This is a genomic window from Bradyrhizobium sp. HKCCYLRH3099, from assembly GCF_051167855.1.
In the GTDB taxonomy this organism is placed as follows: Bacteria; Pseudomonadota; Alphaproteobacteria; order Rhizobiales; family Xanthobacteraceae; genus Bradyrhizobium.
Genome location: NZ_JBNPTW010000004.1, coordinates 342,402 through 359,371, shown reverse-complemented (window position 1 = coordinate 359,371; position 16,970 = coordinate 342,402). Strand labels below are relative to the sequence as shown.

Annotated in this window: 12 protein-coding genes; 5 read left to right on the top strand and 7 right to left on the bottom strand. The window is 63.1% G+C overall.

Annotated features, from left to right (window positions below; genetic code table 11):
- The first annotated feature begins 256 nt into the window (after positions 1-256).
- The 3 genes from ACQR1Y_RS12585 (at position 257) to ACQR1Y_RS12575 (ending at position 5,090) form a co-directional block, all read left to right on the top strand.
- Positions 257-1,438, top strand: a complete 1,182-nt coding sequence (locus ACQR1Y_RS12585) for a bifunctional 2-C-methyl-D-erythritol 4-phosphate cytidylyltransferase/2-C-methyl-D-erythritol 2,4-cyclodiphosphate synthase (protein WP_434877441.1) — start codon at positions 257-259, stop codon at positions 1,436-1,438.
- Between the two features lie 366 nt (positions 1,439-1,804).
- Entirely contained in the window at positions 1,805-2,416 is a 612-nt protein-coding gene (locus ACQR1Y_RS12580; protein ID WP_434877440.1) for a CinA family protein, read from the top strand.
- 178 nt (positions 2,417-2,594) lie between these two features.
- Positions 2,595-5,090: an SIR2 family protein gene (locus ACQR1Y_RS12575; protein ID WP_434877439.1), complete on the top strand. Its 2,496-nt coding sequence runs from the start codon at positions 2,595-2,597 to the stop codon at positions 5,088-5,090.
- A 96-nt stretch (positions 5,091-5,186) separates the two neighbouring features.
- On the opposite strand, the gene ACQR1Y_RS12570 is transcribed toward ACQR1Y_RS12575, so the two are convergent.
- The gene (locus tag ACQR1Y_RS12570) at positions 5,187-5,429 is read right to left on the bottom strand and encodes an HD domain-containing protein (protein ID WP_434877438.1); all 243 of its coding nucleotides are present in this window, start codon (positions 5,427-5,429) and stop codon (positions 5,187-5,189) included.
- 854 nt (positions 5,430-6,283) lie between these two features.
- Between ACQR1Y_RS12570 and ACQR1Y_RS12565 the strand changes: the two genes are divergently transcribed.
- Positions 6,284-7,546, top strand: coding sequence for a methyl-accepting chemotaxis protein (locus ACQR1Y_RS12565; RefSeq protein ID WP_434877437.1), 1,263 nt, complete (start codon positions 6,284-6,286; stop codon positions 7,544-7,546).
- A gap of 372 nt (positions 7,547-7,918) precedes the next feature.
- On the opposite strand, the gene ACQR1Y_RS12560 is transcribed toward ACQR1Y_RS12565, so the two are convergent.
- Together ACQR1Y_RS12560 and lipA are read right to left on the bottom strand one after the other, a co-directional pair.
- Positions 7,919-8,392: a type II toxin-antitoxin system RatA family toxin gene (locus tag ACQR1Y_RS12560; RefSeq protein WP_434858857.1), complete on the bottom strand. Its 474-nt coding sequence runs from the start codon at positions 8,390-8,392 to the stop codon at positions 7,919-7,921.
- Between the two features lie 10 nt (positions 8,393-8,402).
- A complete protein-coding gene (gene lipA, locus ACQR1Y_RS12555; protein WP_434877436.1) occupies positions 8,403-9,362 on the bottom strand; it encodes a lipoyl synthase in 960 nt (319 codons plus the stop codon).
- A 135-nt stretch (positions 9,363-9,497) separates the two neighbouring features.
- On the opposite strand from lipA, the gene ACQR1Y_RS12550 reads away from it, so the two are divergent.
- Entirely contained in the window at positions 9,498-10,136 is a 639-nt protein-coding gene (locus ACQR1Y_RS12550; protein ID WP_434877435.1) for a DNA-3-methyladenine glycosylase, read from the top strand.
- A gap of 80 nt (positions 10,137-10,216) precedes the next feature.
- Here the strand turns inward: ACQR1Y_RS12550 and ACQR1Y_RS12545 are convergent, their stop codons facing one another.
- The 4 genes from ACQR1Y_RS12545 to ACQR1Y_RS12530 form a co-directional block, all read right to left on the bottom strand.
- Positions 10,217-13,081, bottom strand: a complete 2,865-nt coding sequence (locus tag ACQR1Y_RS12545) for a valine--tRNA ligase (RefSeq protein ID WP_434877434.1) — start codon at positions 13,079-13,081, stop codon at positions 10,217-10,219.
- A 309-nt stretch (positions 13,082-13,390) separates the two neighbouring features.
- Positions 13,391-14,134, bottom strand: a complete 744-nt coding sequence (locus ACQR1Y_RS12540) for a PopZ family protein (protein WP_434859243.1) — start codon at positions 14,132-14,134, stop codon at positions 13,391-13,393.
- 378 nt (positions 14,135-14,512) lie between these two features.
- Positions 14,513-15,898, bottom strand: coding sequence for a TolC family outer membrane protein (locus ACQR1Y_RS12535; protein WP_434877433.1), 1,386 nt, complete (start codon positions 15,896-15,898; stop codon positions 14,513-14,515).
- A gap of 282 nt (positions 15,899-16,180) precedes the next feature.
- The gene (locus ACQR1Y_RS12530) at positions 16,181-16,846 is read right to left on the bottom strand and encodes a protein-L-isoaspartate O-methyltransferase family protein (protein WP_434877432.1); all 666 of its coding nucleotides are present in this window, start codon (positions 16,844-16,846) and stop codon (positions 16,181-16,183) included.
- Positions 16,847-16,970 lie beyond the last annotated feature (124 nt).

Here is a 16,970-nt window from a genome sequence, read left to right as displayed (position 1 = left end):
AATATGCTTGTTCGGCAGTCATGGTAAACCCGTGAGCTGCCGGGTTTTTGCATGGCTTCGTGCAGATGCGCGAAAGACCGGGCCAAGCCCGGACCAAGTTTGCCCGGCGAGGTGATGTTGCAGCCTTCACCTGAACCGGAGTCGCCGCCGCGCCTCATGCAATGTGTGATCCTGCTCGCTTAACATCCTCTGCGGATGTAAGAAGCCGCGACCATTCACCGCTCCCTCATCTCATCAGCATCGATACCCTGTTCCCATGACGACTTCTCAGCGGACTGCAGCCATTCTCGTCGCGGCCGGCCGTGGCCTGCGCGCCGGCGCCGGCGGTCCGAAGCAATATCGCAGCATTGGCGGCCGCACCGTCATTCATCGCGCGCTCGCCGCCTTCGCGGATCATCCCGAGGTCGCGGTGGTGCAGCCGGTGGTGAATCCCGATGACATCGAGGTGTTCAACGCGGCGGTGTCGGGCCTGCGCCACGAGCCGCCCGCGCATGGCGGCGCCACGCGTCAGGCGTCGGTGCTCGCAGGTCTCGAGGCGCTGGTGCCGCACAAGCCGGAGATCGTGCTGATCCACGACGCCGCGCGCCCGTTCGTGACGCCGGCGGTGATCTCGCGTGCGATTGTCGCCGCCAACAAGACCGGCGCGGCGATCCCCGTCGTGCCCGTGACGGATACGATCAAGGAAGTCGGTGCCGCCGGCGACATCACCGCGACGCCGGAGCGCGCGAAACTGCGCATCGCGCAGACGCCGCAGACGTTCAAGTTCGAGACCATCCTCGAGGCGCATCGCCGCGCGGCACGCGACGGCCTCACCGAGTTCACAGATGACGCGGCGATTGCCGAATGGGCGGGATTGACCGTCGCGACGTTCGAGGGCGATGTTGCCAACATGAAGCTGACCACCCCGGAAGATTTCGTGCGCGAGGAAGCGCGCCTTGCCGCATCGCTCGGCGATATCCGAACCGGCACCGGCTACGACGTGCACGCCTTCGGCGAAGGCGACCATGTCTGGCTGTGCGGCCTGCGCGTGCCGCATAGCAAGGGCTTCCTGGCCCATTCCGACGGCGACGTCGGCCTGCACGCTCTGGTTGACGCGATTTTGGGCGCCTTGGCCGACGGCGACATCGGCTCGCACTTCCCGCCCTCGGACATGAAGTGGAAGGGCGCCTCCTCCGACCAGTTCCTGAAATACGCCATCGAGCGCGTCACCGCCCGCGGCGGCCGCGTCGCCAATCTCGAGGTCACGATGATCTGCGAGCGCCCCAAGATCGGTCCCTTACGCGACCAGATGCGCGCCCGCATCGCCGAAATCTCCGGCGTCGACATCGCGCGCATCGCCGTGAAAGCCACCACCAGCGAGCGCCTCGGCTTCACCGGCCGCGAGGAAGGCATCGCGGCGACAGCGAGCGCGACGATCCGGCTGCCGTGGGGCGTGTAGCGACCAGGATTGGATTGATCCGACCAGGTGGTGGAGACCTCCGCTACCGGCATTGACCTCAGAGATTGATCCAATCCAGTTTGAGTCGAGCTATCACCGCGACCGCGGTGCGCACCCTCGCCCCGTTCTTACGGGGAGAGGGTTGGGGTGAGGGGCAGCCGCACGGGAAGTGCGTGCGGATGGCTCCCCTCACTTGGATCGCATCCGGCGATGCGATCCAACTTCTCCCAGCCCTCGCGAAGCATTGCTTCGCCCTGGCAGGGAGAGATGAAACCGAGCCCATGGAAGCGTCTCGAATCTATCGGGGCACTCTCTCCTCGGCGCGGTGTTGTTGGGGCAGGCATCGCTTCGAGGACGACCGGGGACATGGCGAGCGAACGTCAAATCGGCTCCACCAGTGCGCTGGCCCGCTCGCTGCTCGACCTCTGCCGGTCGCGCAAGCTGATGATCGCGACCGCCGAGTCCTGCACCGGCGGCCTTGTCGCCGGCGCGCTGACCGAGATCCCCGGGTCCTCGGACGTCATCGACCGCGGCTTCGTCACCTACTCCAACGAGGCCAAGCGCGCCATGCTCGGTGTCGAGGCCTCGACGCTGCAGACCTTCGGCGCCGTCTCCAAGGAGACCGCGATCCAGATGGCCGTCGGCGCACTCGAACGCGCCGACGTCGACCTCGCGGTCGCCATCACCGGCATCGCCGGCCCCGGCGGCGCCACTCCGGGCAAGCCGGTCGGCCTCGTCCACTTCGCCGTCGCCGCCCGCGACGGCCGCATCACCCACCGCGAGCACCGTTTTGGTGCCATCGGCCGCAGCGCGGTGCGGACACGGTCGGTGGTCGAGGCGCTGCGCATGCTAATGGAGCTGGCGAGGCCGCAGGTGCCGGCCAAGCCGAAGCGCGCTGCGGCGACGCGGCTACGCCCGCGAGTGGCGCGGGCGCCAAGGCTGCATCCGGTGAAGCGGCCGCGGCGGCCGCACGGCTGAACGTCGGGCAGATTTCTACCCTCCTGTGAGCGCCTTCATTGATTGAGGGACGCGTCGGATACGCGTTCGCAGCTGCACCTCGCTCAAGCCCCTCACAACGAGGAATTGACAATCAGACTATATCGCTCCACGGTTGCCTAATTTGGACCGAAGATAATTGTCGAGGGAGAAAACAACGATGAACGTTTTGGAGGAGGATGCAAACTATCTACTCCAATCCCTCAAAGCTGGAGAAGTAGTTCTCGTCCTCGGCGCGGGAGCATCCGCAGATTGCAAAAATACTCAGGGTCAAAAAGTCAAGCAGTCTCGAGCGCTTGCGGAGACGATCGCAAACCGCGCTGGCCTGCCCTACAACAATGAAGATCTCTCGGTTGTTCTAACCGCCGTCAAGGGCGGCATTCTGAGCGCCCAACAAATAAATCTAATCTTGACCAAGGAATATCAAGGGATCGAACCATCGTCCGACTTGGAAGACCTTTTTGCATTTGCCTGGAGGCGACTATACACTTGGAACATTGATGATGCGATCTTGAACCTGCGTGCTCGCAAGGCTCAATCCCTTCGATTCTATAACGGCATGAATGACAAGGCGGCCGACCTTGAGGGGCACAATCAACTCCACGTCGTCTATCTGCACGGAGAAATCGCGAAGCCAGAGCACGGTTTCATTCTTAGCGAGGCTGAATACTGGACGGCACTGAAGTCAGAGAAGCACTTTTGGTACCAAAGAGCAGCGCAAGACTATTTTGCCTTCTGCCCCGTATTTGTCGGATCTACCCTTAAGGAACCCATCCTAGCCGCTGAGCTTGAGCGAGTGAAAAAGGATTCCGCATCAATCGCTGGAGGAAAGGCATTCCTTATCACACCAGATGAGCTCTCTCCAATCCAGAGAGGAGCTTTCAAAGCGCGGGGAATCGTCCACATTCAAGCGACACTAGGAGATTTCGTTCGGTGGCTGAAAACGCAACTGAATGGCGGCTGGACAGCAAAGGATGTCGTAAAGTTCGCCAGCCGCTTTGATGATCGAATTCTCGATGCCCTGACTCGCGACGACTTAGCGATAGCTCAATCACTACGCCCAATAGATCCGGTCGATCTACGGGCGAGGGCAAACGCTCTCGATAGTAGTGACAAGGCTCACTTAGCCCGGCAGTTTCTAAGAGGTTTCCCCCCCAGCTGGCTTATTGCCGCATCAGATATTCCCGTCCATCTTGAGGGAATCGCCGCCCTGGAACGAGAACTTGCAGCAGCCATCGATAGAGGCGACAAATTATTCTTAGTCTCCGGTCAGTCCGGCAGCGGGAAGACTACCGCTACCATGATCGCCCTTTTGAAGTACTTAGAGAAATCAACCAACGTTGACCTCTACGAGCTTAGCGGAGACGCCCGATCTCCGAAAAGAGCCTTCAGTCTACTCAGAAGAATTTCCACAAAGAAAGCAATCGTATACATCGAGGATATGTTTGTTTTCGCAGATATTCTTCGTGAAGACCTAGAAAGCGCCTCGCGCGAGCACATCTTCGTAGTTTCGACCGCGAGGTCAAGCGAGTGGTCCGACCGGCTAGTTCGATACTTTCGCGACATAAAGCCGTTCTTTTTTCAGCGCTTCACGCCACGCGACTTTGATCCACTCATCGAGCGGCTTGTTGAGTACGTTCCAGCGCCAAAATTTCGCAGACTGACCCTTAAGCAACAACGAGAGAAACTTAAGAAGTCCGATAGCCAGTTACTAATTGCGTTGAGGGAAGCAACAGAGTCCGATCATTTCACGGATATGATCACGAACGAATTCGAGAAACTCCCTGATAACGACACGAAAGTCTTATTATTAATTATCGGTCTCGGAACGATCGCAAGAGTGGGGATAAGTAGAGAAGCTACGAGGGATGCCTACAATGTACTAGCGGTCAGCAGAACTTTTGAAGATGCCCTAAATGCACTTGAAGGCATTGTTGCTATTGCACAGGATCGACGGTTTTACGCCAGACATGAACTTTACGTCAGACATATCGTCGAAAACGTTGTTTCGTTTAGCGATTTTTTAGTAGCAATACAAGCAATTCTCAGGACCTACTTAAAATACGAAATACCGATTGTTCGCAGTGTAAGCAGATTAGATGGATACCTTTTTCGCTTTATTTTGAATCACGACTTTATCTATCAGCACGCAAGTCGACATCGCGACTTTGAACAAGGTAGGCTTATCTATTCAGCTTTCGAGGTGTCTTTTCAGCTCGACGGACACTTCTGGTTACAATACGGATTGTATCTTGCCGAAGCAGATCGCCTGGACGACGCTTTGGACATGCTCCGAAGATCAGTGCAAGCTTACCCGGACAACATATTCGCAGTTCATGCCCTGGCCGACGTACAGCTAAGAGTAGCCCGCGCGAAGCCGCGGTTCGATTCTGTGACTAAGGAGCTAGTCGATCAGGCCGTTAAATCTCTTAAACTTCAAGATGCGCAGCAACGAATAGATCTGGATGTCTACCCGGCTGTAACACTAGCTAATGGACACCTGTCAGTTCTAATTCGTCATAATGAGCTTTCCAAAGCTCGCTCGCTCGCGTCGGAATACTTCGAACGACTCCAGCAATTAGACAAAAAAATCGACTCGCCTGCCATTAGAACCATGAAGGAGAAAGTGTTTCGTTTTGCAACTTTGGGTGAGTAGCACGACAAGTCATCGTCGCGGCTACGAGGCGAGCCTCCCAGAAAACGGAACTAATACACAGACCTGGACTTTGACGCTTAGACCTTAGTTTCTACTTCACCTAATTTTGGGCTGCCGCCGTTGGATCTCATCCAGCTTGGCATGGCCGCCCTGGTCCTCGGCGGCGTCATGCAGCAGGCCGGCGATGGCCTGCACCTCGCTGCCGCCGGCCGACAGCACACGGCTGGAGACGCTCAGCAGATGCGCAATGTAAGGTACATTGCTCCCCTTGCGGACTTGGCTGCGATGCAGGTCAGCTGCATAGACCAAGGCGTCGTCGTAGAGAGGCGAGAGTGACATCGGTTTGCTTTCTTCTCCGAATGGTTGGGGCCCTCGTACCCCTATCAAGCCGTCGAGGATCAACATTGCAGACTCGCATTCAGTCCGCAGCCAGCGACGTCGCGCGCCCGACGAGCCTGCCCGTCGGGCAAATCAGCTGGGCCGCCCGCCTGTATCAGCTACATTGCCGCGCTTCGCCTGGCTGAAAACGACGGAGGAGCCGTGCGCCGCGCGACGAAATTCTCCTGCGCGTTCAACGCTCGACTCACTGTCCAGTCCTTCGCGCGAAAATATTCGCCTTTCGTATTTCCGAATTCCATGTTTCCCTTCCCTCATCCCGCCTCGACACGAGGGGCGTATCGCGAACGTCACGACACGCGAGGTGGGGAGGCGATGGCCGCCGGTGAGCCGCAGTGCGTCCAAGGACGTGCCGACGAACGGCTCCGAGCGGACGTGAAGTCGCAGCGTCCTGACACCCCGATGCTGGTGTCACGCCGGCGGTGATAATCCGACGGTCACGGGGGCAAGACAGCCGGTCCCCGGGGAGACTGCGTATAAGCGTGAAGACCATCGCGCAGGGAATGCCGGAGTTCGGCTGAACCTGTGGTGACTGCCGCCTGCTTTTTTTGTTGCAGGCGGGCCATGGGTTGCGGCCAGCGCCCGGCATTCCCTGCGCCCTCGTGATCTCGGAGGGCCATCGATCTCCAAGAACTCGGGCGCGCCTGCGCTGCGAGTGACGCCCTGCTGCGTCGCATCCGCCGCAGCTCGCAGGCGGATCGAAAGATTACGGATGGCCGTCCGCATCCGAAGGTTTTGGTTAATTTTGCCCTGCTAGCTCTGGTGCATTCTTCTCTGACAGTGGATTCGGGACCCCCATGGCTTTCTTCTCCGGCAAGTCGGCTGATCGCGTGCACAACCTCCTGATGGCCGAGCTGTTCGAACGCCATCGCGACGCCATACTGGTGATGTCCGAGGGCAAGATCATCGCCTGCAACGAGAGCGCGGTCCGCTTCGGCGGCTTCCGCAGCAAGCAGGACCTGCTGTCGCGCTCGCCGGCCGCCATGGCTCCGGAGGTCCAGCCTAGCGGCAAGAAATCCGCCGACGTCGTGCGCGAGATGGACGCCAAGGCCAAGCGCGAAGGCCACGCCAGCTTCGAATGGACCACCAGGCGCGCCGACGGCAGCCCTGCCCTGGTCCAGATCACGCTGGTGCCGGCTCAGATCGAGGGCAAGACCTACGTCTTCAGCTTCCGCCGCGATCTCTCCGACCTCGTCGCCGCGCGCGAGGAGAAGAAGCGCGCGCTGGAGAAGCTCGCCAAGGATTTCGAGACCACCGTCGGCGGAATCGCCAATGCCATCTCCGGCGCCTCGCGCGAGGTGGAAGCGACGGCGGGGTCGCTGACCGCGACCGCCGATCAGGCCGCCCAGCGCGTGGCGCTGGTCGCCTCGGCGTCGAGCTCGGCCTCGTCCAACGTGCAGTCGGTGGCCGGCGCGACCGAGGAGCTGTCGACCTCGGTCAGCGAGATCAACCGCCAGGTCGCGACCTCCTCGACCATCGCCGCCGAGGCGGTCGAAGCCTCGTCGCGCACCAACGACCTCGTCAACAGCCTGGCGGATGCCGCGGCGAAGATCGGCGCCGTCACCGACATGATCAACGCGATCGCGAGCCAGACCAACCTGCTGGCGCTGAACGCCACCATCGAGGCGGCGCGCGCGGGCGATGCCGGCCGCGGCTTCGCGGTGGTCGCCTCCGAGGTGAAGAGCCTGTCGAGCCAGACCGCCAAGGCGACCGACGAGATCTCGGCGCACATCAGCGCGATGCAGCGCGCCACCAGCGACACCGTCGCCGCGATTCAGGGTATCGGCGGCACCATCGGCCAGATCAGCGAGATCGCCAAGACGATCGCAACCGCGGTCGATCAGCAGGGTCACGCCACGCAGGAGATCGCCCGCTCGGTGAGCCAGGCCGCCAGCGGCACCCGCGAGGTCGCCACCAATATCGGCTCGGTCAGCCAGACGGTGGAATCCGCCGGCGGCGCCGCGCGGCAGATGCTGGGCGCTGCGGGGCAGCTCTCCAAGCATGCCGACGAGTTGCGCGGCAAGGTGAAGGACTTTTTGACCGCCGTGCAGGCGGCGTAGGGCAAGATCGCAGGCTGACAGGGTCCGCGATCAGACCGGCTCCGCGACGATGTCGCGGAGCAGTTGTTTGAACCGTGGATAGAATTTTGAAGCCAAGTTGCGCTGGCGACGGCTTCGCGGCCGCAGCTTGCTGTGAGTTGGCAAGCTACCAGCCCCCACCCTCCGCTGTCATCCCGGGCAAGCCTCAGCGGCGCAAAGCGCCGCGGAGGCGCCGACCCGGGATCCATACGCCGCAGCAGATGTGGTGAGACGAGGTCGGAGTTGCCTGCCTGCCGCCACAAACCATCCTGTGGTTATGGATCCCCGCTTTCGCGGGGATGACGGCGGAGAGTGTGGTGCCGACTGAGGCCGATCATCGATAGCAGCAAGACCTTACGTCGGCGACACCGCCGGCTTGCGCCCGTAGATCGCGTCCGCCCGCTTCTCGAACGCCGCCGACATCCGCGCGAAGATCGTGTCGAACATCGAACCCATCAGCATCGCCAGCATGCGGCTCTTGAACTCGTAGGCGATGAAGAACGTCACCTCGCAAGCGCCCTGCTCGCGCGGCTCGAAGCTCCAGCGGTTTTCCAGGCTGGAGAACGGCCCGCTGACATATTCGACCAGGATGTTGCGCTTGGCGCGATCCAGCGTGACGCGGCTGGTGAAGGTCTCCTTCACCAGCTTGAACGACACCGTCATGTCGGCGACGACGACCTCGGTGCCGTCAGGCTTCGCGTTGCGCTGGCGCACCACCAGCTTCTCGCACAGCGGCACGAATTCGGGATAGCGCTCGACATCGGCGACGAGGTCGAACATCTGGTCGGCCGTGTGCGCGACACGGCGCTTGTTGGAAAATCTCGGCATCTCGTCTCGATCAGCGCGCGAGCGCGTCGCGCGCGGCCTTCAGCTTGGCAAAATCCTCGCCGGCGTGGTGGGAGGAGCGCGTCAGCGGGCTGGCCGACACCATCAGGAAGCCCTTGGTGTAGGCGACGGTCTCGTAGTTGGAGAACTCCTCCGGCGTGACGTAGTTCATCACGGCGTGGTGCTTCTTGGTCGGCTGCAGATACTGCCCGATGGTCAGGAAATCGACCTCGGCCGAGCGCAGATCGTCCATCACCTGCAGCACCTCGTGGCGCTGCTCGCCGAGGCCGACCATGATGCCGGACTTGGTGAAGATGGTCGGATCGATCTCCTTGACCCGCTGCAACAGCCGGATCGAGTGGAAGTAGCGTGCGCCCGGGCGCACCGAGAGATAGCGCGACGGCACGGTCTCGAGATTGTGGTTGAAGACATCCGGCTTGGCGGCGACGACCTGCTCCAGCGCGCCGTTCTTGCGCAGGAAGTCGGGTGTCAGCACCTCGATCGTGGTGGTCGGGCACTTCGCGCGGATGGCGCGAATGGTCGCAGCGATATGGGCAGCGCCGCCGTCGGTGAGATCGTCGCGGTCGACCGATGTGACCACGACATGGGTCAGGCCGAGCTTGAAGGTGGCCTCGGCGACGTGCTCGGGCTCGCCGGCGTCGAGCGCGGCGGGCATGCCGGTCTTGACGTTGCAGAAGGCGCAGGCCCGGGTGCAGGTGTCGCCCATGATCATGAAGGTGGCGTGCTTCTTGTCCCAGCACTCGCCGATGTTCGGGCAGCCGGCCTCCTCGCAGACGGTGACGAGTCCGTTCTCGCGAACGATGTTGCGGGTGTCGGCGTAGCCGCGGGTGGTCGGCGCCTTGACTCGGATCCAGGCGGGCTTGGCCGGCGAGACCGAGTCCGGCCGGTTCACCTTCTCCGGGTGACGGGGGCGCAGCGGCGTGTTCGCGTTGATGTCGACGATGGTGACCATGGGGACCTGGCAAAGCTCTGTTGCGCCCTAGCTATTCCGTGCCGGGCTGCGCCGCAACCGGCTGGCCGAGGATACCAGGGCATGGCAGATATGGGCAGCGCGGAACCGCGCTGATCCCGGCGGAATTCTTCAAGAATGGCGCAAAAACCGGCAAAAACCACCGGAGTTTCCCGGCCCCCGCGCGCAGCGCCAGGCAAGCGGCTGACGCGGGCGTTCTTCGCCCGCGACGTGCTTGAAGTGGCGCCTGATCTGATCGGGGCGACGTTCCTAGTCGACGGCGTCGGCGGCGTGATCGTCGAGGTCGAGGCCTATCACCACACCGACCCGGCGGCGCATTCGTTCCGCGGCCCGACGCCGCGCAACCAGGTGATGTTCGGCCCGCCGGGCTTCGCCTATGTCTACCGCTCCTACGGCATCCATTGGTGCGTGAACTTCGTCTGCGAGCCCGAGGGCTCGGCCAGCGCGGTGCTGATCCGGGCGATCGAGCCGACGCTCGGGGTCGACGAGATGCAGCGGCGGCGCGGGCTGGAGGACGTGCGGATGCTGGGCTCGGGGCCGGGCAAGCTCACGGAAGCGATGGGCGTGACGATCGCGCACAACGCCCTGCCCCTCGATGCTCCCCCGATCGAGCTGTTCGCGCGCCCGGATGATGTCGAGGTCGTCACCGGCGTCCGCATCGGCATCACCAAGGCTGTCGAGAAGCCCTGGCGCTTCGGCCTGAAGGGCTCGCGGTTTGTCAGCAAGCCGTTTCCGCCGTCATCGCGAGGAGCGTAAGCGACGAAGCGATCCAGGGGCTGCGCGTGGGACCCTGGATTGCTTCGCTGCGCTCGCAATGACGCGGAGGGCGCTTCGTGTCAGACGCCCTGCAGCCGCGACAGCGCCTCTTGGAACTTGGCCTTGCGGGCGAGCGCCGCCTCGCGCTTCTCCTTCTCCTCCTCAACGAGTTCCTCGGGCGCGTTGGCGACGAACTTCTCGTTGCCGAGCTTCTTGTCGACGCGCTCGATGTCCGCCTCAGCCTTGGCGATTTCTTTGCCAAGGCGGGTACGCTCGGCGGCGAGATCGACGACGCCCTTGAGCGGAAGCGCGGCGACCTCGCCGCGGACGACGAGCTGGGCGGAGCCTTCGGGCGCGGTGTCCGCGAAGGAGATGTCCGACAGCCTGGCGAGGCGCTTGATCACCTCGCTCCAGCGCGGCGCGCGATCCTTCGTCTCGGCGGAGGCACCGACGAGGGCGAGCGGCATCAGGGTCGCCGGCGGGATGTTCATCTCGGCGCGAACCGAGCGGATCGCGGTGACGAGATCGACCACCCAGCCGATCTCAGCTTCCGCCGCCTCGTCCTTGAAGCTGGCGGCATCGAACGACACCAGCACCGGCGGCACCAGCGGATCGCCGAAGCTGGCAGCGGACAGCGCGGCGATCTCGGCCACGGTCGGCGTGTCGACGCGGTGCGGCCAGGGCGAGAGCGTCAGCAGGCTGTCGCGCTTGGCCGTCGACTCCCACAGCGCCTCGGTGATGAAGGGCATGAAGGGATGCAGCAGCTTGAGGATCTCGTCGCGCGCCCAGGCGACCATCGCCTTGGTCTCGTCCTTGGCCGGCCCCTCTTCGCCGAGCAAGGTCGGCTTGGAGAGCTCGACATACCAGTCGCAATAGACGTCCCAGACGAAGCGGTAGATCGCGTTGGCCGCATCGTTGAACCGATAGGCCTCCAGCGCCTCGGTGACCTCGCGCGTGGCGGCGGCCGCCTCATGGGCGATCCAGCGGTTCAGCGTCTCCTTGGCGGAGGCCGGATCAAAGCCCTCGGGCACCGTGCAGCCATTCATCTCGGCGAAGCGGCTGGCGTTCCAGAGCTTGTTGGCGAACTTGCGGTAGCCCTCGACGCGCTGCGTGGACAGCTTGATGTCGCGGCCCTGGGCAGCCATCGCGGCCAAGGTGAAGCGCAGCGCATCGGCGCCGTGCTCGTCGATCAGCGCGAGGGGATCGATGACGTTGCCCTTCGACTTCGACATCTTGGCGCCCTTCTCGTCGCGAACGAGCGCGTGGATGTAGACCGTCGAGAACGGCACCTCCTTCATGAAGTGGATGCCCATCATCATCATCCGGGCGACCCAGAAGAAGATGATGTCGAAGCCGGTGACCAGCACGTTGGTCGGGTAGTAGCGCTTCACCTCCGGCGTATCGTCGGGCCAGCCGAGCGTCGAGAACGGCCACAGCGCCGAGGAGAACCAGGTGTCGAGCACGTCCTCGTCACGCGTGATGAAGCCCTCGCGCTTGTTGCGGTCGAGCGCCATCTCGCGGCCCTGCTCCGCGGTGATGACCTCCTGCTCGACGTAGTAGCCGAGCGCGTGGGACACCGCCTCCTCCTCGGTCTCGGCGACGAAGGCCTTGCCGTCGGGACCGTACCAGGCCGGGATCTGATGGCCCCACCACAGCTGGCGCGAGATGCACCAGGGCTGGATGTTCTCCATCCACTCGAAATAGGTCTTCTCCCAGTTGCGCGGCACGAACGTCGTCGCGCCCGAGCGCACGGCCGCGATCGCCGGCTGCGCCAGAGTCTTGGCGTCGACGTACCACTGGTCGGTCAGATACGGCTCGATGACGACGCCGGAGCGGTCGCCATGCGGCACCATGTGCGTGTTCGGCTCAATGCGCTCGAGAAAGCCGAAGGCTTCCAGCCGCTCCAGGATCTTCCTGCGCGCGGCGAAGCGCTCGATGCCGTGGAACTCCTTCGCAAACTCCTCGGAGCCCTCCGGCAGGCCGCGCAGATAGTCCTCATTGTCGACCAGCGCGATACAGCCCTCGCGGTCGAGGATGCTGATCTGCGGCAAGCCATGGCGGCGGCCGACCTCGAAGTCGTTGAAGTCGTGCGCCGGCGTGATCTTGACCGCGCCGGTGCCCTTCTCCGGATCGGAATAGGTATCGGCGACGATCGGAATCTCGCGCCCGACCAGCGGCAGGATGACGCGCTTGCCGACGAGATGCTGGTAGCGCTCGTCATCGGGATGCACGGCGACCGCGCTGTCGCCCAGCATCGTCTCGGGACGCGTGGTGGCGACCACGATGAAGCTGGTGGGATCCTCCGGGCTGAAGGTCTTGCCCTCGATCGGATAGCGCAGGTACCAGAGGTTGCCCTTGACCTCGATCTGCTGGACCTCGAGGTCCGAGATCGCCGTCAAAAGCTTGGGGTCCCAGTTGACCAGCCGCTTGTCCTTGTAGATCAGGCCGGCGCGGTGCAGCTCGACGAACACCTTCACGACGGCCTTGGACAGGCCCTCGTCCATGGTGAAGCGCTCGCGGCCCCAGTCGCAGGACGCGCCGAGGCGCTTGAGCTGGTTGATGATGGTGCCGCCGCTCTCATCCTTCCACTGCCAGACGCGCTCGAGAAACTTCTCGCGACCCATCTCGCGGCGGCCCGGCTGCTGGCGCTCCATCAGCTGGCGCTCGACCACCATCTGGGTGGCGATGCCGGCATGGTCGGTGCCAGGCTGCCACAGCACGTCGCGGCCGCGCATGCGCTCGAACCGGCACAGTATGTCCTGCAGCGTGTTGTTGAGGGCGTGCCCCATGTGCAGCGAGCCGGTGACGTTCGGCGGCGGGATGACGATGGTGAAGGGATCGGCGTCGCGGCGGTCGGGGCGGCCGGCGGAGAACGCGCGCGCATCCTCCCAGACCAGGGACATGCGGCCTTCGAGGTCGGCGGGCTGGTAATTCTTATCGATCATGACGTTTCCCAGCTGGCGCGCGGCCGGCTGTCCAATTCGGAAGGTGGCGGAACTTGTTCCGGTCTGCGGTCGCGACCTGAAAAAGCTCGCGCAAGCTGTTGGTGCTTGGGCTCTTTTCGGACTGATGTCCGGCCGCGGATCGCGCTCCCAAGAGAGCGTTTCCCCGATCCGTCGGGCAGCATCAGCTTGTCATGGCTAGAAAGCCGCCGCCGCTCGCCAAGTCAACAGCGTCGGCAAACATTGAGGGCAGCGGGTCCCGGCGGCAACTCACGGCGGCCCTCGAACCGGGACACCGACGTCCGCAAGATGTCAGCGGCCGCGCGACACGCGCTCGATCTCCGCCTTGACGATCCGCTCGACCAGCGCCGGCAGATTGTCATCCAGCCAGGATTTGAGCATCGGCCGCAGCATCTCCTTGACGAGATCCTCCAGCGTCCGGGCATTGTTGCTCAGCACGGTGTTGGCCAGCGCATTGAACGCAGATTCCACGGCATTCACCGTCTGCGGCGCCAGGATCGGCTGCTTCGGCGCCACCGGCTCAAAGGCGGAGTCGAAGCTTGCAGCCTTCTTGTTCACCCGTCCGGCCTCGATGAATTCGATGTCGTCCTGCGGCTCCACCTTCTTGAATGAAGCCGCGGCGGGGGCTGGGGCGGGTGCTGGAGCAGGTGTCGGTGGGGCCACGGCCATGTCGTCCGTCAACTCGAGTACTTCTGGTTCCGGCTCGGGCTCCGGCTCTGGCGCCCGAGCTTCTACGGCCGGAGTCGTTTCATCCAAACCCGCCAGCAATGCGTCAATGTCGTCCTGGCTGTTGCTGGCAGCTGCAGCTGGTGGCGGCGCAGGCGCCGGCTTCGCCGGCGCGATCTTCGACGGCGGAATGTCGTTCATGACCGGCTTCGGCGCGGCAGCAGCCGCCGGCTTCTCGGCCTTGACCGGCTCCGGCGCGGCAGCCTTCTCGGCCGCCGCCGGCTTGCCCTCGTCATCGGCAATGATACGCCGGATCGACGCCAGAATCTCCTCCATGGAGGGTTCTTGGACCTTCGCAGGCTGCGTCATTTCCGACTCCAAATCAGCGACGCTGCCGCACGAACCGGCGCAGCGCAAAAGTCTCGGGCGCCGGATCCAAGTGGCGTGAACTTCTCAACGGACATGCCGACTTGTCTCCAGACGAGGCCAGATCGATGCAAAACAACAGAACGATACTGTCCATGTCGACGTCTATTCTTGGAAGAACATCCGACGTAGTCCGAATCGTTCGGCGGCCATTTTGAGGCTATGTCATGGCAACAAATGAATGCAAGCAACGCCCGCCGCGAACCGGTGGAGCACGGAGCTCGCCGGTGAAGCGTCGCCCATTCATCACAACCTGAACATGTGCCATAAAAAAATCCCCCGGCCAAGGACCGGGGGATGCGTCTCGACGTTAAGAATGAACTAACGACCATCCGGCGTCCGGACACCCGCCCAGTTGTCGCGGACCTGCTGGTAGTGGACGGAGGGGTCATAAGTCGACGTTGGCAGGTTCAGCACCTGCGGGGACAGTCGCCCGACGGTCTGAAGTACCGAGTAGGATGCGACCACGCGATCGTGCTGTGCGTTCACCAGCGAGTTTCGCGCATTGACCAGTGCCTGCTGAGCGTTGAGGACATCCAGCGTCGTCCGCTGACCCGCCTTGGCCTCCTCGCGCACGCCGTTCAAGGCGATCTCGGAGGCCGCCACCTGGGCCTGCGCCGACTGAACCTGAGCCTTGCCCGCGAGCAGCTTGCCCCAGGCAGATACCACGTCGGAGCGAGCCTGATCACGCGTCTGCTCCAGGACCAGACGCTGCTGCGCCAACGTCTCCTTGGACTGCCGGATCAGCGAATATTCCGCCCCGCCGTTGTAGATCGGGACGTTCAGCGACGCGATAGCCGACGCGCTGAACCCTTTATAGGATTGCAGGCTCGCCTCATAACCCTGCTGGGCCTGAGCCTGGACGTTGACGGTCGGCAGCAGCGCACCTTCCTTGATCTTCGTGTCAAGATACTGGACGTCGATGCCATACATCGCCGAGGTCACGCTCGGGTTTTCCGTTAGGGCCGTTTCGACCGACTGCTGCAGGGACGGCGGCAAGTAACGATCGACAGGAGCGCCCGGCGCCAAGTTCTGGGGATCGTTTCCAATGATTCGGCGGAAGTTCGAACGGGTCGCGGTGAGTTGGGCCTCTGCCGTGAGCTGCTGCGTGCGGCCGGCGGCGAGCTGAGCCTCGGATTGGGCGACGTCGGTGCGGGTGACTTCGCCGACATTGAACCGATCGCGGGTCTGCTTGAGCGTCTGCTCCAGCACCCGCGTGTTGCTGCGCTGGACCTCGACGATCGCCGCATCGCGCAGATAGTCCATGTAGATCGTCGCCGCCTGCAGCAGCACCTGCTGTTCCAGAACGCGCAGAGCCTCGCGTTGCGCCGACACGCTCGCCTCGGCCTTGCGGACGCCGTTTCCCGTCTGATTGCCGTTATAGAGGTTCTGGTTGACGGTCAGACCGACGCTGCGGGGCCTCTGTACGCCGTTAACGGCCGTCGTCCCCGGCGCCGCCTGCAAGTCCGTGTACTGAATACCCGCCGTCGCAGTCAGGTTGACCTTCGGCCGATACCCAGACAGCGCTTGCGGCACGCTTTCGTCGACCGCACGAACCTGGGCCCGCGACGCGTTCAGTTGCGGGTTGTTCTGATAGGCGCGCACCAGCGCAGCCTCGATCGTGTCGGCCAGCGCAGGCGTCGGGCCTACACAAGCCATCACGAGAACCGCAGCCGCCGCTGCGGTGACGACCTTCACCCCAAACATCCCTGTTCCATTCATTTTGTTACCGGCTCGAACGCCAGAGCCGGGCCGTAACCTGTTAATGAGACTCCCGCGCACCTCGCACCTTATTCCCCATGCAAGCGCAACGGAACCACCCAAGCCTGGAACTGATGCTGAAAACTGTCAACGTGCAGCATCCGGGCCACACTTCTGATTTAAAACAGAATTTTGCCAGACCGAGGCCGCCGGAACGACTCGGAGCGTCCGCACTCCGCCAGCCGCGTGCAGCGAAGTCCAGCAGCTCTCGACAGATTCGTCCGATGCTTAGAACACGAATTCGGGCAGCCGTTCGAGACCGGGAATGACCGGGGCCGCGGCGTCGAACAGCACCCTACTACCGATGTCACCATGCGATCGCGTAAAGATCATGGCGCGCGCTGGCATCGTCTTGGCGAACACACCGAGCAGCCGGCCGCCTTCCTTGAGCTGCCGGCAAAGACCGTCCACCGCCACCTCGGTGGCCCCATTCAGCAGAATCACGTCGAATCTGGCATCGGCCGGGTCGCCCTGCCCGGCAGGCGCGACGCGAATCGTGACCGGGCAACCGTCGACGCCGGCCAGCAGCTGCTTGGCCCGACCTTCGAGTGCCGGATCAACCTCCGTCGCCGTGACGCTCCCAGCAAGCTTCGCGGCCAGAGCCGCCAGATAGCCGGTCGCACAGCCGACGACGAGCACGCTGTCGGTCGGCTTGATCTCGGCCGCCTGCAGCAGCTTCCCAATCAACATCGGCTTGATGAGAAAGCGTTTGGCAGCCCCCGGCTCGGACACGTCGAGGTCCTGATCCAGATAGGCCAGCGCCTGACGATCGGCCGGAACGTAGGCTTCTCGCGGCACGGTCAGCAACGCATCGAGCACGCGGTGATCGGTCACGTCGTTGGTCCGAACCTGACCATCGACCATTTTCTGGCGCGCCGTCGCGAATGAAGACATGAGCAGACCTGCAAGCAAAAGGAATGAACCGCGAAGCGGTCTGCGCGATCTTTTGGTACAAGGCTCCCGAAAAGGCAACACAGGGGTTCACAGGGGGCCCCCTGGCTGCCGAATGCGCACGCGA